This window comes from Streptomyces sp. NBC_00669, assembly GCF_036226785.1.
Lineage (GTDB): Bacteria > Actinomycetota > Actinomycetes > Streptomycetales > Streptomycetaceae > Actinacidiphila.
This window is the reverse complement of sequence record NZ_CP109018.1, coordinates 1,783,937-1,808,099: the sequence shown is the minus strand read 5'-3', so window position 1 is coordinate 1,808,099 and position 24,163 is coordinate 1,783,937. Positions and strand designations below refer to the sequence as shown.

At 74.3% G+C, this 24,163-nt stretch carries 21 protein-coding genes; 14 read left to right on the top strand and 7 right to left on the bottom strand.

What is annotated here, in order from left to right:
- Window positions 1-116: 116 nt before the first annotated feature.
- Window positions 117-1,814, bottom strand: a complete 1,698-nt coding sequence (locus OG896_RS07245; protein ID WP_329363506.1) for an MFS transporter — start codon at window positions 1,812-1,814, stop codon at window positions 117-119.
- A gap of 278 nt (window positions 1,815-2,092) precedes the next feature.
- Here OG896_RS07245 and OG896_RS07240 point away from each other — a divergent pair, with 278 nt between their 5' ends.
- The 6 genes from OG896_RS07240 to OG896_RS07215 all read left to right on the top strand — a co-directional run bounded on the left by OG896_RS07240 (window position 2,093) and on the right by OG896_RS07215 (window position 10,955).
- Window positions 2,093-4,720: an ATP-binding SpoIIE family protein phosphatase gene (locus tag OG896_RS07240; RefSeq protein WP_329363505.1), complete on the top strand. Its 2,628-nt coding sequence runs from the start codon at window positions 2,093-2,095 to the stop codon at window positions 4,718-4,720.
- 138 nt (window positions 4,721-4,858) lie between these two features.
- Window positions 4,859-5,581, top strand: coding sequence for a methyltransferase domain-containing protein (locus tag OG896_RS07235; RefSeq protein WP_329363503.1), 723 nt, complete (start codon window positions 4,859-4,861; stop codon window positions 5,579-5,581).
- Window positions 5,582-5,701: 120 nt separating this feature from the next.
- A complete protein-coding gene (locus OG896_RS07230; protein ID WP_329363501.1) occupies window positions 5,702-6,538 on the top strand; it encodes a M55 family metallopeptidase in 837 nt (278 codons plus the stop codon).
- Entirely contained in the window at window positions 6,531-7,943 is a 1,413-nt protein-coding gene (locus tag OG896_RS07225) for a M20/M25/M40 family metallo-hydrolase (RefSeq protein WP_329363499.1), read from the top strand. Before OG896_RS07230 ends, OG896_RS07225 begins: the two co-directional genes overlap by 8 nt.
- A complete protein-coding gene (locus tag OG896_RS07220; protein WP_329363497.1) occupies window positions 7,940-9,934 on the top strand; it encodes a prolyl oligopeptidase family serine peptidase in 1,995 nt (664 codons plus the stop codon). Before OG896_RS07225 ends, OG896_RS07220 begins: the two co-directional genes overlap by 4 nt.
- A 19-nt stretch (window positions 9,935-9,953) precedes the next feature.
- Window positions 9,954-10,955, top strand: a complete 1,002-nt coding sequence (locus OG896_RS07215; protein WP_329363495.1) for a S66 peptidase family protein — start codon at window positions 9,954-9,956, stop codon at window positions 10,953-10,955.
- A gap of 115 nt (window positions 10,956-11,070) precedes the next feature.
- Here the strand turns inward: OG896_RS07215 and OG896_RS07210 are convergent, their stop codons facing one another.
- The 3 genes from OG896_RS07210 to OG896_RS07200 all read right to left on the bottom strand — a co-directional run bounded on the left by OG896_RS07210 (window position 11,071) and on the right by OG896_RS07200 (window position 13,602).
- A complete protein-coding gene (locus OG896_RS07210; protein ID WP_329363493.1) occupies window positions 11,071-11,358 on the bottom strand; it encodes a hypothetical protein in 288 nt (95 codons plus the stop codon).
- A 188-nt stretch (window positions 11,359-11,546) separates the two neighbouring features.
- Window positions 11,547-12,662 (bottom strand): sensor histidine kinase, encoded by a 1,116-nt coding sequence (locus tag OG896_RS07205; RefSeq protein ID WP_329363491.1) that lies wholly within the window; start codon window positions 12,660-12,662, stop codon window positions 11,547-11,549.
- Window positions 12,655-13,602, bottom strand: a complete 948-nt coding sequence (locus OG896_RS07200) for a response regulator transcription factor (RefSeq protein WP_329363489.1) — start codon at window positions 13,600-13,602, stop codon at window positions 12,655-12,657. Before OG896_RS07200 ends, OG896_RS07205 begins: the two co-directional genes overlap by 8 nt.
- 115 nt (window positions 13,603-13,717) lie before the next feature.
- Between OG896_RS07200 and OG896_RS07195 the strand changes: the two genes are divergently transcribed.
- The 4 genes from OG896_RS07195 to OG896_RS07180 all read left to right on the top strand — a co-directional run bounded on the left by OG896_RS07195 (window position 13,718) and on the right by OG896_RS07180 (window position 17,607).
- Window positions 13,718-14,530 carry a glycosyltransferase family 2 protein gene (locus OG896_RS07195; protein ID WP_329363487.1) on the top strand — a complete coding sequence of 271 codons (813 nt, stop codon included), beginning with the start codon at window positions 13,718-13,720 and terminating at the stop codon, window positions 14,528-14,530.
- Window positions 14,527-15,225 (top strand): class I SAM-dependent methyltransferase, encoded by a 699-nt coding sequence (locus tag OG896_RS07190; protein ID WP_329363485.1) that lies wholly within the window; start codon window positions 14,527-14,529, stop codon window positions 15,223-15,225. The genes OG896_RS07195 and OG896_RS07190 overlap by 4 nt, the downstream gene beginning before the upstream one ends.
- A 753-nt stretch (window positions 15,226-15,978) precedes the next feature.
- Entirely contained in the window at window positions 15,979-17,217 is a 1,239-nt protein-coding gene (locus OG896_RS07185) for a M14 family zinc carboxypeptidase (protein WP_329363483.1), read from the top strand.
- A 126-nt stretch (window positions 17,218-17,343) separates the two neighbouring features.
- Window positions 17,344-17,607 (top strand): LapA family protein, encoded by a 264-nt coding sequence (locus OG896_RS07180; protein WP_329363481.1) that lies wholly within the window; start codon window positions 17,344-17,346, stop codon window positions 17,605-17,607.
- Window positions 17,608-17,741: 134 nt separating this feature from the next.
- Here the strand turns inward: OG896_RS07180 and OG896_RS07175 are convergent, their stop codons facing one another.
- Window positions 17,742-18,221 (bottom strand): GNAT family N-acetyltransferase, encoded by a 480-nt coding sequence (locus tag OG896_RS07175; protein ID WP_329363479.1) that lies wholly within the window; start codon window positions 18,219-18,221, stop codon window positions 17,742-17,744.
- Between the two features lie 119 nt (window positions 18,222-18,340).
- On the opposite strand from OG896_RS07175, the gene OG896_RS07170 reads away from it, so the two are divergent.
- Window positions 18,341-19,150, top strand: a complete 810-nt coding sequence (locus tag OG896_RS07170; RefSeq protein ID WP_329363477.1) for a Mut7-C RNAse domain-containing protein — start codon at window positions 18,341-18,343, stop codon at window positions 19,148-19,150.
- Between the two features lie 96 nt (window positions 19,151-19,246).
- On the opposite strand, the gene OG896_RS07165 is transcribed toward OG896_RS07170, so the two are convergent.
- Window positions 19,247-20,251 (bottom strand): hypothetical protein, encoded by a 1,005-nt coding sequence (locus OG896_RS07165; RefSeq protein WP_329363475.1) that lies wholly within the window; start codon window positions 20,249-20,251, stop codon window positions 19,247-19,249.
- Window positions 20,252-20,713: 462 nt separating this feature from the next.
- Here OG896_RS07165 and OG896_RS07160 point away from each other — a divergent pair, with 462 nt between their 5' ends.
- The 3 genes from OG896_RS07160 to OG896_RS07150 are packed head-to-tail and all read left to right on the top strand — an operon-like array spanning window position 20,714 to window position 22,747.
- Entirely contained in the window at window positions 20,714-21,415 is a 702-nt protein-coding gene (locus tag OG896_RS07160) for an ArsR/SmtB family transcription factor (RefSeq protein WP_329363473.1), read from the top strand.
- Window positions 21,412-21,999: a dihydrofolate reductase family protein gene (locus OG896_RS07155; protein WP_329363471.1), complete on the top strand. Its 588-nt coding sequence runs from the start codon at window positions 21,412-21,414 to the stop codon at window positions 21,997-21,999. The genes OG896_RS07160 and OG896_RS07155 overlap by 4 nt, the downstream gene beginning before the upstream one ends.
- A complete protein-coding gene (locus OG896_RS07150; RefSeq protein ID WP_329363469.1) occupies window positions 21,992-22,747 on the top strand; it encodes an SRPBCC family protein in 756 nt (251 codons plus the stop codon). Before OG896_RS07155 ends, OG896_RS07150 begins: the two co-directional genes overlap by 8 nt.
- A 119-nt stretch (window positions 22,748-22,866) precedes the next feature.
- Here the strand turns inward: OG896_RS07150 and OG896_RS07145 are convergent, their stop codons facing one another.
- Window positions 22,867-23,670 carry a polysaccharide deacetylase family protein gene (locus OG896_RS07145; protein WP_329363467.1) on the bottom strand — a complete coding sequence of 268 codons (804 nt, stop codon included), beginning with the start codon at window positions 23,668-23,670 and terminating at the stop codon, window positions 22,867-22,869.
- Window positions 23,671-24,163: the final 493 nt, after the last annotated feature.

The window sequence follows — 24,163 nt, the reverse complement described above, 5'->3', positions numbered from 1 at the left end:
GACCCTCAAGGGGCGCGGCGACGCGTTCAGAGGGGGTACCCCCAGCGATCAACCAACGGGGACGGTCCCTGGGCCGACAGGACGGGCCGACAGGACAGGCCGCCCGGGTGGGTGGGTCACCCTCCTTTGGAGGAGGGGTTGCGGCCGGTGCCGTCCTGGATCTGCGCCTTGTCGCACTGCGTCCCGCGGATCAGCGCGTAGGTCCCGCCGATCTTGTACGTCCCGGCCTTGGGCGCGTACAGCCGCGTCCAGTCACCGTCGGGCGCGAGGCACCCGCTGTCGTTGTCGGCGGCCCCCTCGATCCCCAGCACGGGCGACCACGGGATGCGCAGCAGCACCGACCCGCTGCTCGGCATCGTGACGGTCAGATCGGCAGGACCGGCCTGGTCGACCACGGCCGGCGGGTCCGCCATCGGGTCCGCACCCGTCACGGAATACACCTGCCAGTCCGGGTCGTGCCACACCTCGGTCATCCAGGGCTGTCCCGCCGCCACCAGCTTCGCCTCGGCGACGCCCGCGCCGTCCGGCTGGGCCGCGGGCAGCACCACGTAGTTGACGCTCCAGCGGCGCAGCCAGTCCCGGTAGGTGTCGGGGGTCAGGGTCCCGTCGTAGAAGAGCGGGTTGCGCTCCACGTCGGCCTGCCGGTTCCAGCCGCGCGCGAGGTTGACGTACGGCGACAGGCCGGACGCCTCCCAGTGCGAGCGCAGCGGTACCACCTCGACCCGGCCGCGGTCGGCACGCAGCGTGCGCAACTCGTGGATCAGGGAGGACGCCTGCACGGAGGAGGTCCCCGAGGAGGTGGTGACCTGGTCCACTATCGGCTTCGTGATCTGCCAGGACGCGGTCCCGGCGAAGGCCAGCCACAGCAGCAGCGTCCGCTTGGTGCCCCAGGTGCTCGCCATCGCGACGATCAGCAGTATGGTGCCGCCGTACAGCAGCGCGAGCCGCTCGACGTTGCTGCCGATCGGCGAGGGGATGACGAAGGTCAGCACCACGCCCGCCGCGTAGACCCACGAGCCCAGGTGGATGGCCTTCCACGCCTTGGGCACCGCGAGCGCGATCGCGACCGACACCGCGAACGGGATGATCGCGAAGTACCACTTGAAGGGCTGCACCCCGTAGAAGGGGAAGAGCAGCGAGGTGGCGCCGACCACCAGCGGCGGCGCGGCGGCCAGTATGTACGCGTCCTTGCGCCGGCCGGTCAGGAACAGCGCCGCGGCGACCACGAGCAGGAAGAGCCCGGCGACCGGGCTGCACATCGTGGCGAACGCCGCCATGACCGTGGCGAGCGCCAGCCGCGGCGACCGGCCGCGTGCGGCCCGCTCCACGGGGTAGAGCACCATCGTGGCGACCACCGCGAAGAGCATGCCCAGCGCGAAGGTGACCCGGCCCGAGACGACATCACCCCAAAGAGCGAACGTCGTCCACAGCACCGGCACCAGCGGCCGCTTCACCCGGGCCCGCATCAGCAGCGCCGCGGAGAACGTCGCGGTGAGGGTGCCGGCGATCACCCCGGTCATCCGCACCCCGAGCGCGGCCATGATGTACGGCGACAGGATGCTGTACGAGGCCGGGTGCATGCCGCCGTACCACGACAGGTTGTACGACGCGGCGGGGTGGGCCTTTATGAACTCCGTCCACGCGTACTGGGCGGCCATGTCGCCCGAGTCCTTGGCCAGGTACAGCGCCCACACCGCGTGCAGTACGGCGGCCAGCAGTGTGGCGATGACCACCGGGTGGCGCAGATCGACCCGTCGCAGCAGGCCCCTCGGTCCGCGGACGACAGCGACGCGCGCGGGCTGCCAGGTGGTCACGTGGCCTCTTCCGGTAGCGGGTGCGGAGTGTCCCGGCCGGGGTCCCGTCCGGCGGGAACGAACTCCACCGTGACAAGAGTTCGAACACAGGGTTTGGACGCTAGCACGCTCGGATCGGTTGCTCCCGTGCGGGCGTACGCCGGTTTCCTGCTTTGCCTCCCCTGCTGGTCCGGTCCGGCCGTACCGTGGTATCGGCATCGCGGATCATGTGCCGGGGACAAGCTCAGGCGCGCCCGGGCATGACCCCGTGACTGCCACGGGAAGGAGCCCAACGAACCATGGACCGCCGCAATCCGCCAGTGATTTCCGGCCGGGTGCCGCTCGCGGTGGTGGTCGTCGACGTCGCGGGTGAGATCTCCCACTGGAGCACGGGGGCCAGGCGCCTGTTCGGGCCCACCAGGGACGAGGCGGTCGGCCGCCCGGCGGTCGACGTGCTGCCCGTGGTCGGGGCTCTGGACGCTGCCTGGGTGGAGGATGACCCGGAGCCGGTCCAGGCCGGCGAGGGCGCGTATCCCACCGCGGGGCGGGCCCGGGTCTTCGACCGGGCGCACCGCGTGGCCGGCGATGCGGGCGGGCCGCTCGGCGATGCGGGCGTGCTGCTCGCTGAGGAGGGCGGCGGGGCGGACGACGCGCGGCCGCTGGACCTGCTGTGGTGGGCGTATCCGCTGGTCGGTCCGGGGCCCGAGCGGCTGCTGGTGCTCGCCGCGGACGCCGTGCAGGCCGGGGTGGTGGACCCCGAGGCGCTCGCCGCGGCCGGGTCGGACGCCCCCGAGCCGGCCGAGGTCTTCGAGCGGATCGCGCCGGGCTTCGCGCTGCACTCGGTGTTCGCCGAGTTCCCGGGCTCCGACGAGCTCGCCAAGCGGTTACCGGAGATCCTGCCCAGCATGAACCCGCTGGACAGCGCCCGGATCGTGGCCCAGGTGCTGGAGCTGGGGTATCCGGTGCTTGAGGTCAGCCGCCAGGACCGGGTGCCGGTCACCCCGGACTGGGGCGTGCCGCGCCGGGCCGAGCGCGAGGCAAGACGGCGGGCCGCCGAGGCCGCCCGCGCCGGAGCGGATGCGGGCGCGGATGCGGATGCCGGCGCCGCAGCGGGAGCGGGCGCGGGCGCGGGTGTGGGCGCGGGTGCTGGGGAGCGAAGAGCGCACGCCGGCGCATCGGCGGTCGTCGGAGTGGCCGGCGGCACGGCTCCCTCGGCCGCGGACGACGACCTGGCGCCCGACCTGGAGTACGCGGCGGTCCGCGAGCACCTGGAGTTCCTCAACGAGGTCAGCCGCAGGATCGGCAGCTCCCTGGACCTGGCCCGCACCATCGAGGAGGTCAGCGCGGCGGTCGTGCCGCGCTTCACCGACGTCGCGGGCACCTACCTGCGCGAGCAGGTACTGGCCGGCGAGGGCTTCCCGGACGGTCCGCCCGACGTCACCACCATGTGGTACCGCGTCGCGGTCGAGCACACCGACGAGCCGGGCCGCTGGGACGACGTGGTGCCGGTCGGCGAGTCCATGCCGTTCCCGGCGCAGACCCCGTTCTTCCGCTGCATGACCACCGGCGAGCCCGTCCTGGTGCCGCGGATCAGCGAGGAGATGGGCAACTCGATCGCCGCGCAGTTCCCCAAGCGCGACATCAGCCCGCTGATCAACCACCGCTCGATGCTGGTGGTGCCGCTCAAGGCGCGCGACGTGGTGCTCGGCTTCATGATCCTGCTGCGCCACCGGGAGCGGCCCGCGTTCGACGACATGGACCGTGTCACGGGCGCCGAACTCGCCGCCCGCGCCGGGCTCGTGCTCGACAACGCCCGGATGTACACCTACCAGGAGAACGTCGCCGACACCCTCCAGGACAGCATGCTGCCGCACATCGCGCCGCGCATGCCCGGCTGCGACGTGGCCACCCGCTACCTGCCGGGCACCCGGCTCGGCCGGGTCGGCGGCGACTGGTTCGACACCATCAAGCTGCCCGGCTCCCGGCTGGCCCTGGTGGTCGGCGACGTGATGGGGCACGGCCTGAACTCGGCCGCGATGATGGGCCAGTTCCGTACCGCCGTGCAGACCATGGCCGGGCTCGACATGCCGCCCGCGCACCTGCTGCGCAACCTCGACGACCTCGCCCAGCGGCTCGGCGAGCAGTACCTGGCCACCTGCCTCTACGCGGTCTACGACCCGGTCGAGTCCGACCTGCTGATCGGCAACGCCGGGCACATCCCGCCGGTCCTGGTGCGCGCCGCCGACGGGCGCAGCGAGCTGCTGGAGGTGCCCACCGGCGCGCCGTTGGGCGTCGGCGGGGTCGCCTTCGAGACGGTCCGGGTGCCGGTCGCGCCCGGTGACCGGCTGGTGCTGTGCACCGACGGCCTGGTCGAGGTGCGCGGGCAGGACATCGGCGCCGGGCTCGCCGCGCTGTGCGAGAGCGCCGCGCACCCGGCCGCGTCGATGGACGACGCCTGCGACACGATCATCCGCGCCCTGAACCCGCGCGGAGGCCGCAAGGACGACGTGGCGCTGCTGATGGCGCGGCTCAACGGCATCCCGCGCGGCGACGTGGCGGCCTGGGAGCTGGCGAACGACCCGCGCGAGGCGGCCCGGGCCCGCGGCCTGGTCCGGGCGGCGCTGCACGGCTGGGGTCTGGACGCGATCGGCGAGAGCGCGGAGCTGCTGGTCGACGAGCTGGTCACCAACGCGCTGCGCCACGCGCGCACCGACCGGGTGAGCCTGCGGCTGGTGCGGGCGGGTGCCCTGCTGTGCGAGGTCGGCGACGACGACCACGCGGTGCCGGTCCTGCTGAGCGCCGGCGCCGAGGACGAGGGCGGGCGCGGCATGCGGATCGTCAGCCGGCTGGCCCGCGAGTGGGGCACCAGCCGGTCCGCCCACGGGAAGACGGTCTGGTGCGAGCTGGCCCTGCCGCGGGGCCTGTGAGCCGGGTGGCTCCTGCGGGGTGTGCGGGGGAGCAGGGGGAGAAGGTGCGGGGCGGCTACGCGTGCGCGGGCGTGCGCGGGGGTGAACACGGGTAGCGGGCAAGGACATGCGGCGGTTCCACGGCGGAGGTGCGTACCCATGAAGGTGACCGGCGAGTACCAGCAGGTCTGGGAGAGCTTCTGGAAGGACGCGCCGGACGAGGTGGGCGGGGCGCTCTGGGACGTCGAGCCCGCGCTCGCGTCGGCGCTGCATCTGCCGCACTTCGAGGGGTACTTCGACCCGGGGCTGCCACTGGTCGACCTGGGCTGCGGCAACGGCACGCAGACGCGCTTCCTCGCCGGCCGGTACGACCGGGTGGTGGGTGCGGACCTGTCGCGGGAGGCGGTGGCCAGGGCCCGGCGGGCGGACCCGCACGGCGTGGCGGGCTACGAGGTGCTGGACGCCGTCGACCGCGAGGCGATGCGGCGGCTGCACGCGGAGACCGGTGACGCGAACGTGTACATGCGGGGCGTGCTGCACCAGTGCGCGCCGCAGGACCGGGCCGAACTGGTGGCGGGCATCGCCGAGCTGACCGGCGTGCGCGGCCGGGTCTTCGCGCTGGAGCTGGCGGAGGCGGCGAAGGGGGTGCTCGGCGCGCTCGCCGCGGCGCCGGCCGGTCCTTCGCTGAAACTCCGGGCGATCTTCTCGCACGGCATCGCGCCGGGCGAGGTGGCCGACGCGGCGGTGCCCGGCTACTTCTCCGACGCGGGCCTCGACATACTCGCGCAAGGTGAACAACCCCTGCTGACCGTCGAGTTCGACGCGGCCGGGGAGCGGGTGGCGGTGCCGTCGAAGTGGCTGGTCGCGGGCCGGAAGGGGTGAGGTGAGGGGCCGCCCGCGGGATCGGACCGGCCCGCCCGAGAGGTCTGGACCATTGAAGTTATCCACAGGCGAAGAGGAGGGGCTGGCACGGCCGTCACGGGGCCGCGTAACGTGACGCTCATGACGAAGATCCTCATCTCGGCGGACATGGAAGGCGCGACCGGCGTGACGTGGCCGGCCGACGTCCTGCCGGGCAGCGAGCAGTGGCAGCGCTGCCGCCATATGTTCACGTCCGACGTCAACGCGGCGATCGCCGGCTTCTTCGACGGCGGCGCCGACGAGGTCCTTGTCAACGAGGCGCACTGGTCCATGCGCAACCTCCTGCTGGAGAAGCTGGACGAGCGCGCCCAGATGCTCACCGGCCGCCACAAGGACCTGTCGATGGTCGAGGGCGTCCAGCACGGCGACGTCGACGGCATCGCCTTCGTCGGGTACCACACCGGCGCCGGCACCGAGGGCGTCCTCGCCCACACCTACCTCGCCAACTCCATCACCGGCGTGTGGGTCAACGGCGAGCCGGCCAGCGAGGGCCGGCTCAACGCCCTGGTCGTCGCCGAGTACGGCGTCCCGGTGGTGCTCGTCACCGGCGACGACCGGACCGGGCTGGACGCGCGGGGATACGCCCCCGAGGCCCACACGGTCGCCGTCAAGGACTACGTGTCGCGGTACGCCGCGGTGTGCCGCCCGCCCGCGCGCACCGCCGCCGACATCCGGTCCGCCGCCAAGCAGGCCGCCGCGCTCGCCGTCAAGCACGCACCCGCCGAGGCCGGGCCGTACACGGTGGAGCTGGAGTTCGACGCGGTCCACCTGGCCGGGGCCGCCACCGTGGTACCCGGCGTCGAGCGCACCGGAGAGCGGCGGGTGGCCTACACCCTGCCGACCATGTACGAAGGAATCCGCGCCTTCAAGGCGGTCACCACACTCGTTTCGCAGGCCGTGGAGGAGCAGTATGGCTGAGCAGTTTGTCGACGCACAGGCGCTCGACGAGGTGGTCCGCTTCACCTCCGACCTGATCCGGATCGACACCACCAACCGCGGCGGTGGCGACGGCAACGAACGCCCCGCAGCCGAATACGTCGCGCGGCAACTCGCCGACGCCGGCATCGAGCCGCAGATCCTGGAGTCCGCCCCCGGCCGGGCCAACGTGGTCGCGCGCATCCCCGGCACCGACCCGTCCGCCGACGCGCTCCTCGTGCACGGCCACCTCGACGTGGTGCCCGCCGAGGCCGCCGAGTGGAGCGTGCACCCCTTCTCCGGCGAGATCCGCGACGGCGTGGTCTGGGGCCGCGGCGCCATCGACATGAAGAACATGGACGCGATGGTGCTCGCCACCGTCCGCAACTGGGCCCGGGCGGGCCACCGGCCGGTCCGCGACATCGTGCTCGCCTTCACCGCCGACGAGGAGGACAGCGCCGACTACGGCTCCGGGTTCCTCGCCGACAAGCACCCCGAGCTCTTCGAGGGCTGCACCGAGGGCATCAGCGAGTCCGGCGCCTACACCTTCCACGCGGGCGACGGCCTGCGGCTCTATCCGGTCGCGGCCGGCGAGCGCGGCACCGCCTGGCTCAAGCTCACCGCGCGCGGCCGGGCCGGCCACGGCTCGAAGGTCAACGCGGACAACGCCGTCAGCCGGCTCGCCGCCGCCGTCGCCCGGATCGGCGACCACCGCTGGCCGCTGCGGCTGAGCGACACCGTGCGCGCCGCACTCACCGAACTGTCCGCGCTCCAGGGCGTGGACGTCGACCTCGACCGCGTCACCGACGGCGACGGAGCGACCGACCCCGACAGCATCGACGCCCTGCTCACCAAGCTCGGCCCAGCCGCGTCCTTCATCCGCTCGACCGTCCGCAACAGCTCCAACCCGACCATGCTCCAGGCCGGTTACAAGGTGAACGTCATCCCCGGCTCCGCCACCGCCCACATCGACGGACGCGTGCTGCCCGGCGGCGAGGAGGAGTTCACCACCACCATGGACCGGCTCACCGGGCCGGACGTCGACTGGGAGTACCACCACCGCGAGGTCGCCCTCGAAGCGCCCGTCGACTCACCCACCTTCGCCGCGATGCGCGAGTCCCTGGAGCACTTCGACCCGGGCGCCCACGTGCTGCCGTTCTGCATGTCCGGCGGCACCGACGCCAAGCAGTTCTCCCGGCTCGGCATCGCCGGCTACGGCTTCTCGCCGCTGAAGCTGCCGCCCGGCTTCGACTACAACGCGCTCTTCCACGGCGTGGACGAGCATGTCCCGGTCGAGGCGCTGCACTTCGGGGTCGAGGTGCTGGACCGCTTCCTGCGCCGCACCGGCGCACCCGCCGCGCACACCACCGGCACCGCGACCGCCACCACCGGGAAGGGCACCCGATGACCACCACCGACCGGACAGCCGTCGCCTACGGCACCTGGCCGTCACCGATCGACGCCACCACCGCCGCCTCGCACGACGGCAGCCCGGAGTTCGTGGGCGTCGTCGGCGACGAGGTGTGGTGGACCTCGCCCCGCCCCGCCGAGGGTGGCCGGCGCGCGCTGATCCGCCGCCTGCCCGACGGCACCGAGCAGTGCCCGCTGCCCGCGCCCTGGAACGTCCGCAGCCGCGTCATCGAGTACGGCGGCACCCCCTGGGCGGGCGCGGTCCTCGACGGCTCGGCGCTGATCGTCTTCGCGCACCACCTCGACCAGCGGCTGTACGCCTTCCGCCCCGACCAGCCGGAGAGCGAGCCGCGCCCGCTCACCCCGGTCTCGCCGGTCGGCGGCGGTCTGCGCTGGGCCGACCTCACGATCAGCCCGGAGCGCGGCGAGGTCTGGGGCGTGCTGGAGGAGTTCACCGGGGAGGGGCCCTCGGACGTGCGCCGGGTGCCCGCGGCCGTCCCGCTGGACGGCTCGGCCGCCGACGACCGCGGCGCCGTACGCGAACTGGCCGCCGACGCCCACCGCTTCGTCACCGGACCGCGGCTGTCGCCCGACGGCGCGCGGGCGGTCTGGCTCGCCTGGGACCACCCGCTCATGCCGTGGGACGGCACCGAGCTGCGGATCGCCGACGTGGGCGCCGACGGCGTGTTCGGTCCGGCCCGCACCCTGATCGGGGGCCCCGAGGAGTCCGTCTCGCAGGCCGAGTGGGCGCCGGACGGCACCCTGCTCGCCGCCACCGACCGCACCGGCTGGTGGAACATCCACCGGGTCGACCCGGTGGGCGGCGACGCGGTCAACCTGTGCCCGCGCGAGGAGGAGTTCGCCGGGGCGCTGTGGAAGCTCGGCCAGCGCTGGTTCCAGCCGCTGGAGCACGGCCTGATCGCGGTGCTGCACGGCGTCGGCGCCCCCCGGCTCGGGCTGCTCGACACCGCCACCGGCGACGTCATCGACGCCCCCGGCCCGTGGACGGAGTGGAACCCGACCCTCGCCGCCACCGGCGGCCGGGTGATCGGCATCGCCGCGAGCGGCCGCACCTCCTACGAGGTGGTCGAGCTCGACACCGCCGTCGGCCGCACCCGCGTGATCGGCAACGCGCACCACGACACGGTCGACCCCGCGTACCTCCCCGAACCGGTCGCCCGCACCTTCACCGGCCCCGACGGCCGCGAGGTGCACGCCCACGTCTACCCACCGCGTCACCCGGAGATCACCGCCGACGGCCCCGCGCCGTACGCGATCTGGGTGCACGGCGGGCCGACCAGCCGCGCGGCGATGGTGCTCGACCTGGAGATCGCCTACTTCACCTCGCGCGGCATCGGGGTCGCCGAGGTCAACTACGGCGGCTCCACCGGCCACGGCCGCGAGTACCGCAACCGGCTGCGCGAGCAGTGGGGCGTGGTCGACGTCGAGGACTGCGCCGCGGTCGCCCAGGGGCTGGTCGCGGAGGGCGCCGCCGATCCGGACCGGCTCGCCATCCGGGGCGGCAGCGCCGGTGGCTGGACCAGCGCGGCGGCCCTGACCAGCACCGACACCTACGCCTGCGGCACGGTGATCTACCCGATCCTCGACCTGCTCGGCTGGTCGAAGCAGGGCGGTGAGACCCATGACTTCGAGTCGCAGTACCTGGAGTCGCTGGTCGGACCGGTCGACGAGGTGCCCGAGCGCTACCGCGACCGCTCGCCGATCAACCGCAGCGACCGGATCGGGGTGCCGTTCCTGCTGCTCCAGGGGCTCGACGACGTGATCTGCCCGCCGGTGCAGTGTGAGCGGTTCCTCGCCGCCGTCGCAGGGCGCGGCATCCCGCACGCGTACCGCGCCTTCGCCGGCGAGAGCCACGGCTTCCGCCTGCTCGACACCATGGTGACCTGCCTGGAGGCCGAACTGTCGCTCTACGGCCAGGTGTTCGGCTTCACCCCGGCCGGGGTGCCGGTGCTGGAGCTGACCACATGACCGGGCAGGAGCCGACCTCATGACCGAACGGCTGCGACGGGTCGCCGATGTCGTCGGCGTCCCCGTGCCCGCGCTGATCCGGTCGCGCCGGCTCAGCCCGGGCGACCGGATCTCCGTGGTGGCCCCCAGCGGACCGGTACCGGCCGACCGGCTCGCGGCAGGTGTCGAGGTGCTGCGCGGCTGGGGCCTGGAGCCGGAAGTGGCCCCGCACGTCCTGGACATCCACCGCTCCGGCTACCTCGCCGGCAGCGACCAGGCCAGGGCGGACGACTTCCAGGACGCCTGGTGCGACCCCACCACCACCGCGGTGCTCTGCGCCCGCGGCGGCTACGGCGTGCAGCGGATGGTCGACCTGCTGGACTGGGACGAGATGCGGGCCGCGCCCCCGAAGGCGCTCATCGGCTACAGCGACATCACCGCCCTGCACGAGGCCGTCGCGACCCGGCTCGGCCTGGCCACCGTGCACGGCCCGATGGCCGCGGCCGCCACCTTCCTCGACGACGCCCCGACCCGCGACGGATTGCGGCGCACCCTGTTCGAGCCGGAGACGGTGCAGGTGCTGGCCCCGGCCGGTGCCCGCACCCTCGTCCCCGGCCGGGCCGAGGGCGTCACCCTCGGCGGCTGCCTGTCCCTGCTCGCCGCCGACCTCGGCACGCCGTACGCGCGCCCGTCGGCGGCCGGCGGCATCCTCCTGCTGGAGGACGTCGGCGAGGAGCCGTACCGCCTCGACCGCTACCTCACCCAACTGCTGCGGGCCGGCTGGTTCGACGGGGTCGGTGCGGTCGTGCTCGGTTCCTGGGCGGACTGCGGGCCCTACGACGCGGTGCGCGACCTGTTGGTGGACCTGCTCGGGCCGCTCGGGGTGCCGGTGGTCGAGGAGTTCGGCTTCGGGCACTGCGCGTCCACGCTGACGATGCCGCTGGGCGTCCCGGCGGTCCTCGACGCGCCTCCGCCCGGCGCGCCCGGCGACCCGGCGGCGGCCCGGCCCGTGCTCACCATGGAGGTGCCCGCGCTGGCGTGATGAGGGTGCGCGGGTGTTCCGGGCCGGGCGGCCGGCCCGCGTGCCGCGTACCGCCGGCCGGTAACGGGCGCGCGGGGTCGGCCGCACGGCCGACGTGGCCAAGGGCCGTTCGGGATCAGCGAGCCGGGTCGGTACGAGGCCGGCCACCGGCGGGGTCGGGCACGAAGACGCTCAACCGGTAGGTGGTCGGCTGGGCCAGCCGGCCACAGAGCGTGTCGATCCGGGCCATGGCGGGGTCGATCGGCTCGTCCCCGGCGAGCAGTTCGGGCAGCCGGGCGCGCCACTCCCGCTCGTCCTGAGTCTCGAAGACCACGTCCCAGCGGCCCGTGCCGGCGGCCGTGCGAGCGGCGGCCCGACGGCTCGCGTCGAGCCGCTGACGTCTCCGCTTCCGCTGACCGGGCACCGCACCAGGATCACGGGCCGGCCGTGCTCACGGCAAGGCCGTCGCCCAGGGTGCGGCCCGCGCGGCAGCGGTCATGGGCGGCAGCGGTCATGGGCGGTAACGGTCACGGCCGGCGGTGGTCACGGCCGGCGGCGCAGGACGGGCCGCGGCGCAGGACCGGGGGCGGTCGTCGGCCGGGCGGCCTCGGGTCATCCCGCTGCCGGGAGCAGGACCTCGAAGCGGCAGCCGCCCGGCACGTTGTGCACCGAGGCGCGACCGTGGTGGGCCTCCACGATGCCGCGCACGATGGCCAGTCCGAGGCCGGCGCCGGCCGGAGGGGTGCGCGCGCCGGTGCCGCGCCAGCCGGTGTCGAAGACCCGCGGCAGGTCGTCCGCCGGGATGCCGCCGCAGCCGTCGGTGACGGACAGCACCACCGAGTGCGAGGCCGAGTCGTGCCGGGCCGAGACCGCCACGGTTCCGTCTGCGGGGGTGCGGTGGATCGCGTTGGCCAGGAGGTTCGCCAGCACCCTGGTCATCTCCCGGCCGTCCACCTCGATCGGCACCTGCTCCACCCGGTCGCCGACCAGCCGTACGCCGTGCTCGGCGGCGAGCGGGTTGGCGCCGGCGATCGCGTCGCCCACCAGGTCGTACACCGACATACGGGCGGGCGTCAGCGCGAGCACCCCGGCCTGGATGCGGGAGAGTTCGAAGAGATCGCCGACCATGCCGCTGAGCCGGTCCACCTCGGCGCGGATCTGCCGGTGGTAGCGCGCGGGGTCCTCCGCTATGCCGTCCTCCAGGGCCTCGGTCATCGCCCGCAGCCCGGCCAGCGGGGTGCGCAGGTCGTGCGAGATCCACGCGACCAGCTCGCGCCGGGACGCCTCCAGGGCGCGCTCCCGCTCCCGGGAAGCCGCCAGCTTGGCGCTGGTGGCGGCCAGTTCGCGCCCCAGATCGGCCAGTTCGGCCGTGGGTGCCTGGGCGGGGGCGGCGAAGGGGCCGCCGTCGCCGAAGGCGCGGGCCGCCTCGGTCAGCGCCCGGCTGCCCGCCACCACCCGCCGCCCCAGGATCAGGGCGACCGCGAGCGAGACCACCGCCGCTATGGCGCACACCGTGGTCACCACTCCGAGGTCGTGCTCGGACAGGAACATCGCCCACGCCACCGACAGGGTGCCCGCGAGCATCGCGGCGACGGTCACCGCGGCGACCACGGCGAGTGACAGCGCGACCGAGCGGTTCCGCAGCAGCCGCAGCGCCAGCGCGCCCAGCAGCCCGGCCGCCGCGGCGCCCATCGCCGCATAGGCGGCGATCAGCAGGACGTCACGCATCGCGCACCTCGCTCGGGGGGCTCGCGGTCCCGTCCGGCGCCGGCCCCGCGTCCCCCTCGCCTGCCAGGTGCGCACCCGCGCACTCGTCCGTACCCGCGCACTCGTCCGTACCCGCGCCCTCGTCCGTACCCGCGCCCTCGTCCGTACCCGCGCCCTCGGCCGTACCCGCGGCCGGGCCCGTGCCGTCGGCAGCAGCACCGACGGCAGCACCGACGTCGGCCGGGTCGAAGCGGTAGCCCACCCCCCACACCGTGCTGATCAGCCGGGGCCGGGCCGGGTCGTCCTCGACCTTCTCGCGCAGCCGCCGGACATGCACGGTGACCGTGGACAGGTCGCCGAACTCCCAGCCCCACACCCGGCGCATCAGCTCCTCGCGGCCCAGCACGCGGCCGGGGTGCCGCAGGAAGAAGGCGAGCAGGTCGAACTCGCGTATGGTCAGCGCCAGTTCCTCGCCCTGCCGCAGCGCGCGCCGGGCCGCGGGGTCCAGCGCGAGCGACCCGGCCCGCAGCCAGGGGCCGGCCGCAGGCGGGCTGCCCGCCCGCCGCAGCACCGACTCCACGCGCAGCACCAGCTCGCGGGGGCTGAACGGCTTCGTCACGTAGTCGTCCGCGCCGACCTCCAGGCCGAGGATGCGGTCGTCCTCGTCGCCACGCGCGGTGAGCATCACCACCGGCAGCGGCCCCGGCTCGCGCAGCCGCCGGCACACCTCCAGACCGTCCATGCCCGGCAGCATCAGATCGAGCACCACCAGATCCGGCCGGATCGCCGCCGCCCGCGCCACCGCCGACGGACCGTCCGCGACCCGCTCGACCGCGAACCCGGCCCGGTCCAGATAGCTCGCGACGACCTCCGCGACGGTCGGGTCGTCGTCCACGACCAGGACCCGCCGCCGCGCGTCACGCGGCGGCGTCGGCGATACGGATACGGGTGCGCTGCTCATGTTCCCGAGTCTGGCACCCACCACTGACAGTGACCACGGCCGGGCGCCCGCAGGGCCCCGCCGTCCGCGTTTCGTAAGGACCGCGCATCCGGTATGTCCGTTCGGCGTCCCTAGGGTGAAGCGGGTGACCAAGCCAGCGCCCGCCGCCGACATCGTCCTGCCGTGCCTCGATGAGGCCGCCGCCCTGCCCTGGGTCCTGGGCCGTATCCCGCCCGGCTGGCGGGCGATCGTGGTCGACAACGGCTCCACCGACGGCTCCGCGCGGATCGCCGGGGAGCTGGGGGCCCTCGTCGTACGCGAGCCGGTGCGCGGGTTCGGCTCCGCCTGCGACGCCGGGCTGCGCGCGGCCACCGCCGAACTCGTCTGCTTCTGCGACTGCGACGGTTCCCTCGACCCGGCGCTGCTGAAGGAACTGGCCGCGCCGGTGCTGGCCGGGAGCGCGGACCTGGTGCTCGGGCGCCGCCGGCCCACCTCGCCGCGCGCCTGGCCGCCGCACGCGCGATTGGCCAACCTCCAGCTCGCCCGGCTGGTCCGGCGCCGCACCGGGCTGCGCCTGCACGACCTCGGGCCGATGCGCGTGGCCCGCCGCGCCGCGCTGCTCGACCTGGAACTCACCGACCGCCGCAGCGGCTACCCGCTCCAGATGGTCGTACGGGCGGCCGACGCGGGATGGCGGATCACCGAGGCCGACGTGCCGTACACCCCGCGGTCGGGCCGCTCCAAGGTCACCGGTACCTGGCGCGGCACCTGGCACGCGGTCCGGGACATGTCCGCCGTGCTCCAGGAGCCCGCCGCGCCGGCCCTGACCACCCTGCCGACCGGCCCTGCCGCCCCCACCGTGCCGGCGACGCGCCCGGCAGCCGCCTGCCCGCCGCCCGCCGCACCGGCCGCAGCCTCGGCCGGCTCCCGCACGGGAGAACCGCGATGAGCCGCACCGCCGCGCCGCCGGCGCCCGCGCCCACGTGGGGCGGAGACCCGTACGCCCGGGCGCTGGCCCAGGGGCGCGGTCCGCTGTTCCTGCGCCGGGCGGACGGCTGGCTGCTGCCGTTGGAGGTCGAACGCTGGTGCGCGCCGCCGGACGAGGCCGACCGCACGCTGCTGGCACGCTGCCGCGGCCCGGTGCTCGACATCGGCTGCGGCCCTGGGCGCCTGGTCGCGGGGGCGGCCCGCCGCGGTATGCCGGTGCTGGGGCTGGACGTGAACCCGGTGGCCGTCGAACGCACCAGGGGCGCCGGGGGAGCGGTGCTGCGCCGTTCCGTCTTCGACCGGCTGCCGGCGGAGGGCCGTTGGGACACCGCGCTGCTCGCCGACGGCAACATCGGCATCGGCGGCGACCCGGTGGCCCTCCTCCGCCGGGTGCGCGGGGTCCTCGCTCCGGGCGGCCGGCTGCTCGCCGAGGCCGCGCCGCACGAGGTCGACGAGCGGCTGACCGTACGCGTCGAGGACGGTCGCGGCCGGCAGGGCGTCGACTTCCCGTGGGCCCGGCTCGGCCCCGGCGCCCTGCGCGCGGCCGCCCGCGCCGCCGGCTGGCAGGTTGCGGAGGAGTGGTCCGCGTCCGGGCGCCGCTTCGCCGCTCTCCTCAACTCGCCGCTCCCCGCCGCCAGATCGGCCGAACCGGCCTGAAGCCACGGCGCCCGGGCGGCCCCGCGCCCGCCCGGGGCCACCAGCGGCCGTCCGGTACGGTTCCGATCCGTTCCGGTCCGATCCTGGTCCTTCCGGTACGGGTCCCGGTCCGCCTGGTACGGGTCCGGTCCGCCCGGCGGCATCCCGGTCCGGCCGCGGGTTTCGGGGGCGAACCGGGCCAGGCCCGCCACCGCCTGATGCGTTCCCTCCCGTTCCGGTTCCCGGTCTGCTGCGTATCGTGCCTGCGGCGGTCGCCGTCGTCGGACCGGCGTATCTGCCGTAGCTCGTCCGGTCACCGTCAGGAAGGCCCGGGGGCCCGGCCGACCGTGTCAGGGGGGCGGGCGCGGGTGTCCGCGGTGGCCGGAAAGAGGCTCTGGTGGGTGCTTCCGGTGCGGTCGCCGGCGCCGGGCCGCGCGGGCGAGGGGCCCGGTGGTGAGCCGGCGGGACATCGCGACGCACTGCTGCTGAGCTGCGCCTTGTCCGCGGCCGAGGCGCGTGGCGCGGTCGCGGTCGGGTTCCCGCGCCGGCGTCCCGCATCCGCCGGCGCGCCCGCCGCCGCGCCGGGGCGCGCGCCCGACCGCGGCCCGCCGGCACGGCGCCGTGCCGCGTGCGCTGGCGGCGCCCGCGGCACAGCTCGGGAACGGTGTCGGTAGCACCGTTGACACCTTTGCGCGGGGCGTGACCTACTGACGGAACCGAACTCGAAGTCGTCATGCGGGGTGCGGGCTCGGGGGTCCGCGGCAGGGGGTTGCGGTGACGGGAGAGCAATATCCGACGACAGCCGACGTCACTCATGGTGCTCGTCGACTCACTTTGAGATACCGCGGGCTGTGCCGGCTGGGGGAGGTCGGCAGATCGCGAGCCGGCCGTCCGCTGCTGATGCTGACGGTGGGTCAAGGGCCGCGCAACGTCCTGGTGGTGGCCGGACCGCACGCCAACGAGGCCGCGGTGGGCGGCGCCACCGTCCTGCGGCTGGCCGAGCGGATCGCCGAGACATGCAGGTCCGGTGCGGGCGACGGCAGCACCTGGCACTTCCTGCTGTGCATCGACCCCGACGGCGCGGCGCTCAACGAGCCCTGGTTACCTGGGCCTTACACGCTGCGTCGGCACTACGAGCACTTCTTCCGGCCGTGCGCCGCCGAGCAACCCGAGTGGCTGCCGCACGACGGCACCGTCCGCTCCGCGGCACTGCCCGAGACCCGTACCCTGGTCGGGCTCCTCGACCGGCTGCGACCGGTGCTGCAGTGCTCGCTGCACGGCATCGACGTCGGCGGCAGCTTCGTACAGCTCACCCGGGACGTGCCCGGCGTGGCCGAGCGGATCGGCAAGTCCGCGGCCGAACTCGACATCCCGCTGGAGAGCGGCTCCTCCGACGCCTTCCAGTGGCCGAGCCCCGGCCCGGGGGTCTACGTCATGCCGCCCACGTCCGACCCCGCCGCCGGCGACGGCGCCCACTCCACCTGGGCGCACGCCGAGCGGTACGACGGGGTGACCGCCATCGTCGAGGTGCCGATGTGGGCCTGCGACCGCGCCGCCGACACCACCCCGCATCCTGACGCCGACCGGGCCCTGCGTACCGCCGGGGCCGCGCTGCGCCGCGATCTGCCCACCGTGGCGAGGATGCTGGCGCGGATCGACCCCCGAACGATCGGCGCCGACGGCCCGATGCTCCGCACCGTACGCGAACTCGTCGGCATAGGACCCCAGTTGAGCGCGGAATGGGACCCGGCGGTCCGTCCCGCGAGCGCGGGCCCGCTGCCGGAGATGACCACCGCGCGCGTCACCAGCATCCAGGTCTACGCACAGCGCATCCCGCTGCGCGCCGCCGCGATGCTGCGCCGGATCGCCGCGCTGCCCGCCGTGACCCGCCTGGTCGACTCCTGGTGCGAGGCGTACGAGGCCGCCTACCGGCCGCGCTGGGTGCCGGTCGACGACCAGGTGGAGCAGCAGGCCCGCAGCGTGATGGCGGTGTACGAGGAACTGCGTTCATGACGTCGAGCGGGTGGCCTGACGGCGGGGCCGCGATCACCCGTTCGGCTCGCCCCGCGGCCCCCGCGGCCGTCACTGCGGCGACCATGGAGACCGGGGGCGACCGTGGAGCGGAAGCAGGTGGGCGCGATGAGTACCGACAAGGCGGCCAAGGCCGGCGGCGGCCGCGTGCGGGAGATGCTGACGCCGCGCCGGATCGCCGCTCTGGTGCTGTGCGCGCTGGCTCTCGTGTTCATCTTCGAGAACACCCAGCGGGTGAAGATCCGGCTGATCGTGCCCGAGGTGAAGATGCCGCTGTGGCTGGCGCTGCTGATCACGTTCGTGGTGGGCGGCGTGTGCACGCTGCTGTGGCGGTGGAGCGGCCGGCGGCGCGCGCGGCGCGCCACGAGGTGAGCGGGTGCCGCGTGGCTTGAGCCGAGCACTCGGTACGAGGTGAGCGGACCGCGCGCCGGAGGACGCCCTGGCAACGGCAACGGCAACGCAACGGGAAGGGCGCCGGCACGTGGTCCCAGCGACGGCCCCGGGCGTCAGGCGGTGAGCGGCTTCCCCAGGTGCACGCTCAGCGCCTCGTACCGGTAGTAGCCGAACTTGGCCACCGGCAGGTACCCGCACGACTCGTACAGCGCGATCGCCTCAGGCTGCTTCTGCCCGGTCTCCAGCACCATCCGGGTGCGGCCGGCCGCCGCGGCCGTGGCCTCCAGCTCGGCCAGCAGCGCCCGGGCGTAGCCACGGCCGCGGGCCTCCCGCACCACGAACATCCGCTTGATCTCCGCGTCGCCGTCCTCGAAGCCCTCCGGCGAGGCGTCCTGCGCCCGCCAGCCGCCGCTGGCCACCGGCTTCCCGTCCGCGTCGTACCCCAGCAGGTAGAGGCCCTGCGGCGGGTCGAAGTGGTCCGCGGCCATGTGGGTCAGGTCCCCGTCGCCGTACCGCTCCGCGTATTCCAACTGCACCAGGTCGTTCAGCCGTATCGCGTCCGGGTGGTCGAAGCGCGTCTTCCTGATCTCCATCCGGCCATCGTAAGCGGACCCACCGACAGCCCCGAAAGCGTCCCCTGCTGGTTACCGGCGCCCGGCGGTGGGGCGGAAAGGCGTGGCAGGCGGGAGCGCGGCGGTGGGATGCTGAGGGGGTGAGGCGAAACACCGAGGGCCTGCCGCGGATCAGCGTGCGCATCGCCCCTGAACTGCACGTGTTCGTGGCGGCCGAGCGACGCGGGGCGGTCGCGGAAGTGGCGACGGACGGGGCGTCCTCGCTCGGGCACGTGGTGGAGTCCCTCGGCATCCCGCTCACCGAGGTGGGCCGGTTGCGGGTGGACGGCCGGGAGGTGTCCGTCGGGCACGTGCCCGTGGCGGGCGAGGAGGTCGCCGTCGAGGCGGTGCGGCGGCCGCAGCAGATCCCCGACCCGCCGCCGAGGTTCCTCCTCGATGTCCATCTGGGCACGCTGGCACGGCGGTTGCGGCTGCTCGGCGTCGACGCCGCGTACGAGAACGAGGACATCGGCGACCCCGCGCTCGCCCGCCGGTCCGCGCAGGAGCGGCGCGTGATGCTCTCCCGGGACCGGGGACTGCTGCGCCGCCGGGAGATCTTCGCCGGCGGGTACGTCTACAGCGACCGTCCGGAGGAGCAACTGCGCGACGTGCTCGGCCGGTTCGCGCCGCCCCTGGCGCCCTGGACCCGGTGCGTGGCCTGCAACGGCACCCTCGCCGCCGCGGACAAGGACACCGTCCGCGACCGGCTGCGCGACGGCACCCAGAAGTCCTACGACGTCTTCGCCCGCTGCACCGCCTGCGAACGCGTCTACTGGAAAGGGGCGCACCACGCCCACCTGGAGGCGGTCGTGGAGTGGGCGATGCGGGAGTACGGCCCGGCGCCGACCGTCCCCGGCGAGGCTTCGGGCGTCCCGGGCGAGGCTTCGGGCGTCCCGGGCCCGGCGGCCTGAGCGCGGCGCGACGGGTCCACGAACCCGCGCGGGGGCGGCCAACGGGTCCAGCGGACCGCCGACGACGGCGTGCGCGCCCGACGGGCCGGCGGCCGGTCAGGCGCCGACGCGGGCGCGCCAGGCGAGGAAGGGCGCGACGGGTGAGCGCTCGTCGAGATACCGCCAGGGCATCTCGGTGGGCAGCTTGCGCACCATCCGGAACATGGCCCGGGCCGCTTCGTTCTCACCTGCCAGCGAGAACGCCAGCGCGAAGGTGTTGACGCCGACTGCCCAGTCCCGGCGCCGGACGAACGCCGGATGGTGCACCGAGCGCGCGCCCGCCTCGTGCAGGGCGCGCACCACCTCCGGGGCCCGCAGCAGGGTGGAGTCCGGATCGCCGCCGGCCTCCTGCCAGTCCTCCAGGTGGGCCTGCGCGACGAGTTGACCCAGCCCGCTGCCGTCGGGCGCGGCGAGCACGGCCTGCCGCGCGAAGGCGTGCATCCGGTCCCGCGAGCCACCCCACCTCACGCTCAACTGCCGCAACTGCTGCCGGTGCGCGGCCACATGGCCCGGCGCCCGGTGGCACGTCGCCTCGAACCGGCGCTCCGCCTCCTCCTGCCCGACCCGCAGACCACGGCCGCTCACCTGGAGGAAGTACCAGGGCGCCGCCCACGACGGTTCGCGCTCGGCCACCTCGGACAGCTGCGTCTCGGCGACCAGCAGCCGCTCCCGGGACACCTCCCGCTGCTCCTCCGACACGGAAGAGGGTTCGTACCCGCTGTGCGCCTGCCAGGCCGACGCGACGTAGCGGGCGCCGGAGACCAGCAGCGCCAGCGTGTCGTCGGGGTCGGCGGCGACCACCTCGGCGATCCACCGCTCGACATGGGCGACGTCCTGGACCCCCTCGACCAGGAAGGTCAGATCCTCGTGGCCCTCGGCCGCCGCCAGATGGCCGCGGATGTCGGGCCACCGCTCGGCGCCACCCTGGAGCGCGGCCGCCCGCATGGCGACGAGCCGCGCGTCGCCGTACGAGCGGTCGATGCCGGGACTGCTGTTCCGTCGCCGCAGCAGGAACGTCGCCCCCTCGGGTCGGCGCGCCCGCAGCAGCCTCCACCACGCCATGCGCGGCCACCTCCGTCCATGCCGTCGCCGCGCCCGGCCGGCCGCCCCGGCGAAGCTTTCCGACGACTGAATATCACGCCGCCGACCGGCCAACCCCCGCGCCCCGCTTCCCCCGGCCCACGTGTACGCCTTCGCCTCTGTCCGGCCCGGCCCGGCTCTGCCCGGCCCGCGCGTCCAGCCGATCCCCGGCCCGCGTGTGCGCCTTCGCCTCTGTCTGGCCCGGCCGACCCGCGCCGCGCCTCCCTCCGGCCCGCGCGTCCGCCCTCGCCCCCGCCCGGCCCGCGCGTCCGGCCAATCCCCGCGCCGCGTCCACGCGATGTCCGCGCGTACGCCCGCCTCGGCGTCCAGCCGATCCCCGCGCCGCGTCCACGCGACGCCCGCGCGTACGCCCGCCTCGGCCCCCGACTCACCGACAACCAAAACGCGCTGGACAAAAAAAGTTTTCGGTGAGACGGTGGGGACATGTTGGACGTGACGGTGATCGAGGACGCGGCGGCGGCCGCCGCCTCGCTGGACCCCATACGGGCCCGGCTGCTGGCCGAGCTGGGGCAGGGGCCGGCCTCGGCGGCGATGCTGGCCGCGCGGGTGGACCTGCCGCGGCAGAAGGTGAACTACCACCTGAAGGCGCTGGAGCGGCACGGACTGGTGGAGCTGGCGGGGGAGCGCAGGAAGGGCAACGTCACCGAGCGGATGATGCGGGCGACGGCGGCCTCGTACGTGATCTCGCCGAGCGCGCTGGCCGCGGTGCAGCCGGACCCGGCCCGGGCCCGGGACGAGCTGTCGGCGCGGTGGCTGCTGGCGGTGGCCGCGCGGCTGGTGCGGGACGTGGGCGCGCTGATCACCGGCGCGAGCCGGGCCCGGCAGCGGGTGGCCACCTACGCGCTCGACGCGGAGGTGCGCTTCGCCTCGGCGGCCGAACGTGCCGCGTTCGTGGAGGAGTTGACCCGCGGGGTCAGCGCCCTGGTGGCCAAGTACCACGACCCGGACGCGGAGGGCGGCCGCCCGCACCGCGTCGTGGTCGCGCTCCATCCGACCGTCAAGCCCGAGACGCTGGCCGAACTTGCCCGCCCGGCAGGCGAGTCGGTGGCCGAGATCCCGTCAGCCGCCCCGGCCGAAAGCTCCGAGCGCCGCGAGCGCCCCGAGTCCCCTGAGGAGTCGCGATGAGAAAGCTGATCGTCACCGAGTTCCTGACCGCCGACGGCGTGATGGAGGCTCCCGACCAGTGGCACGGGCCGTACTTCGACGACGACATGGCCCGTACCGTCGCCGCGCAGATGGCCCGCTCCGACGCGCTGTTGCTCGGCCGGAGGACGTACGAGGGCTTCGCCGCGGCCTGGCCCGCGATGCCCGACGCACCCGGCGCGGAGCACATGAACGGCGTCGCGAAGTACGTCGTGTCCCGCACCCTCGACACGGTGGAGTGGAACAACTCGACCCTGCTCGGCGGCGGTGACCAGGAGGAACTGGCCGCTGAGATCGCCGGGTTGAAGCGGCGTGACGGCGCCGCGATCAGCGTGATGGGCAGCGCCACGCTCGTGCGGTGGCTGCTGGCCCGCGGCCTGGTGGACGAACTCGACCTGCTGGTCGACCCCGTGGTCATCGGCCGCGGCAAACGGCTGTTCCAGGAGGGACTGCCGGTGATCCCGCTGACGGTGGCGGAGTCACGGATGTTCGGATCGGGTGTGCACCACGTGGTCTACACGGTCGGCACGCCCCTTCAGAAGGGTGAGAGTGGCAAAGATGTCTGAACGGTTCGAGATCGTCAAGGAGTTGGAGATCGCGGCGAGCCCGCAGGAGGTGTGGGACGCGATCACCACCGGCACCGCAGGCTGGCTGTGGCCGATGGAGTACGAACCGAAGGAAGGCGGCGCCGCCCCCTTCGGCGGCACCGTCACCGTGTGGGAGCCGCCGCACCGCCTCACCGCGCGCACCGAGGACGTGGCCGGGATCTCCCAGCAGACCTTCAACCAGCTCGAGCACGTGATCGAGCCGCTGGAGGGCGGCGGCTGCCGGCTGCGGTACGTGCACAGCGGCATCTTCGTCGACGACTGGGCGAACCAGTACGACGGCGCGGACAAGCACAACGACTTCTACCTGCACACCCTGCGCGAGTACGTCACGCACTTCACCGGCCGCCAGGCGGTCTTCGCGACCGCCGACGGCCCGGCCGCGGCCGGTGCGCCCGACGCGCTCGACACCGCGGCCCGCGCGCTGGGCCTGGCGCCCGGGACGGCTGTCGGGGAGACCGTGACGGTGACGTTGCCCGGCGCGTCCGCTCCGGCCGCCGCGGTCCTGGACTACCGCAACCCGTACTTCATCGGGCTGCGCACCCAGGACGCGATGTACCGGATCTTCGGCCGCAACCGCTTCGGTGCGACGGTCGGCCTGTCCATCCACGACTTCGCCCCGGGCGCGGAGCGCGGCGCCGGCTCCGAGGCCGCCTCCGCCGCGCTCACCCGCGATGCCGAGAGCTGGCTCGCCGTGGTCTACGGCTGACGGCGGGTGGCGGCCGGCCGCGGGTCGGCCGCTCCGACGTCGATCGCTCCGACGTCGATCGCCCGGACGTCGATCGCCCGTTGGGGGCCGTGCGGCGGCCGGGTCACAGGATCACCGGGTCACTTGTAGACCTTGCCCGCCTGCGGCGTCCCCGGCGCGAGGAGCTGCTTGACGGTGACGAAGGTGTAACCGCGGGCCTGGAGCGTGGAGATGATCGGGGCGATGGATGCGACGGTGCCGTTGTAGCCCTTGTTCGTCTTGTCGACCAGGTCGTGCAGCAGGATTATCCCGTCCGGCTTGGCCGACTTGAGTATCCGGGAAGCTATCAGCTTGGAGTCGGTGGTCTTGTAGTCCGCTCCGTTGGAGTTCCAGACCACCTCCGACATGCCGAGTTCCTTGGCGATCTTGGTGACCTTGCTGCTGGTCCGGCCCTGCGGGGGGCGCAGCAGGGTCGGCGTCACCCCGGCGACCTTGTGCACCGCGTCCCGGCCCTCGGTGATCTCCTTGCGGACCTCGGACGAGCTGATCTTGGTGAGGATCTGGTGGCTCCAGGTCAGGGTCTCCACCTCGTGGCCCTGCGCGACCATGTCCCTGACCATCTGCGGGTGCTTCATCACGTGGTTCTTGCCGAGCGTGAAGAAGGTCGCGTGCACGTGGTACTTGCTGAGGATGCCCAGTATCTGGGGCGTGCGCACGCTCGGCCCGGCGTCGAAGGTGATCGCGATGCACTTGACCTTGCGGCAGTCCACCGTGCCCTTCGCGTCGGTCGCGAACGCCGCGGGGCCGCTCTTCGCCATGTGCTTGCGGGCGGCGGCCGGGGACGTGCTGTCGTAGCCGTTGCACCCGGTGAGGGTGAAGGCCATGGTGGCGGCGGCCAGCAGCGTGGTCAGCGCGCGGGCTCGGCGCGCCGTGGTCGTGCGCATGTCGGAGTTCCCCCTCATGGTGATGGAGGACCTGCTCGGGCGGGTCCGGCAGGCACTATACACATGGGGTATACATGCGGCGGATATCGGCCCTGCGACCCTCTCGGGCGCCGTGCCGTGCACAGCATTCTCCCAGGATTCTCCCAGCCGTGCTCGGCCGGCCATCCGGCGGCCCCGTCGATGAGCGCAGGTCCCGCGCCTGCCGGGGCCTCGTGGGCCTTCCTCCGCCCGCGTTCCGATGCCTTCCGCCGCGTTCCGACGCCTTCCGTCCCGCGTTCCGCCGACCCGCGACCGCCGACCGCCGTCCGCGCCCTCCTCCCTCCTCCCGCACCCCCCTGCGCGCCGCGGTTTCCGTTATCCGCCGTCCGCGCCCGCCGTCTCCTGAGTGAACCGGCCGCGGCAAGCGTGAAGCGGGAGGAAGCCGATGGGGAGCAGGGGCAGAGGCGGGCGCAGGCGCAGGCGTGGCCGTCGGCGCGGCGCCGCGTGGTCGGCG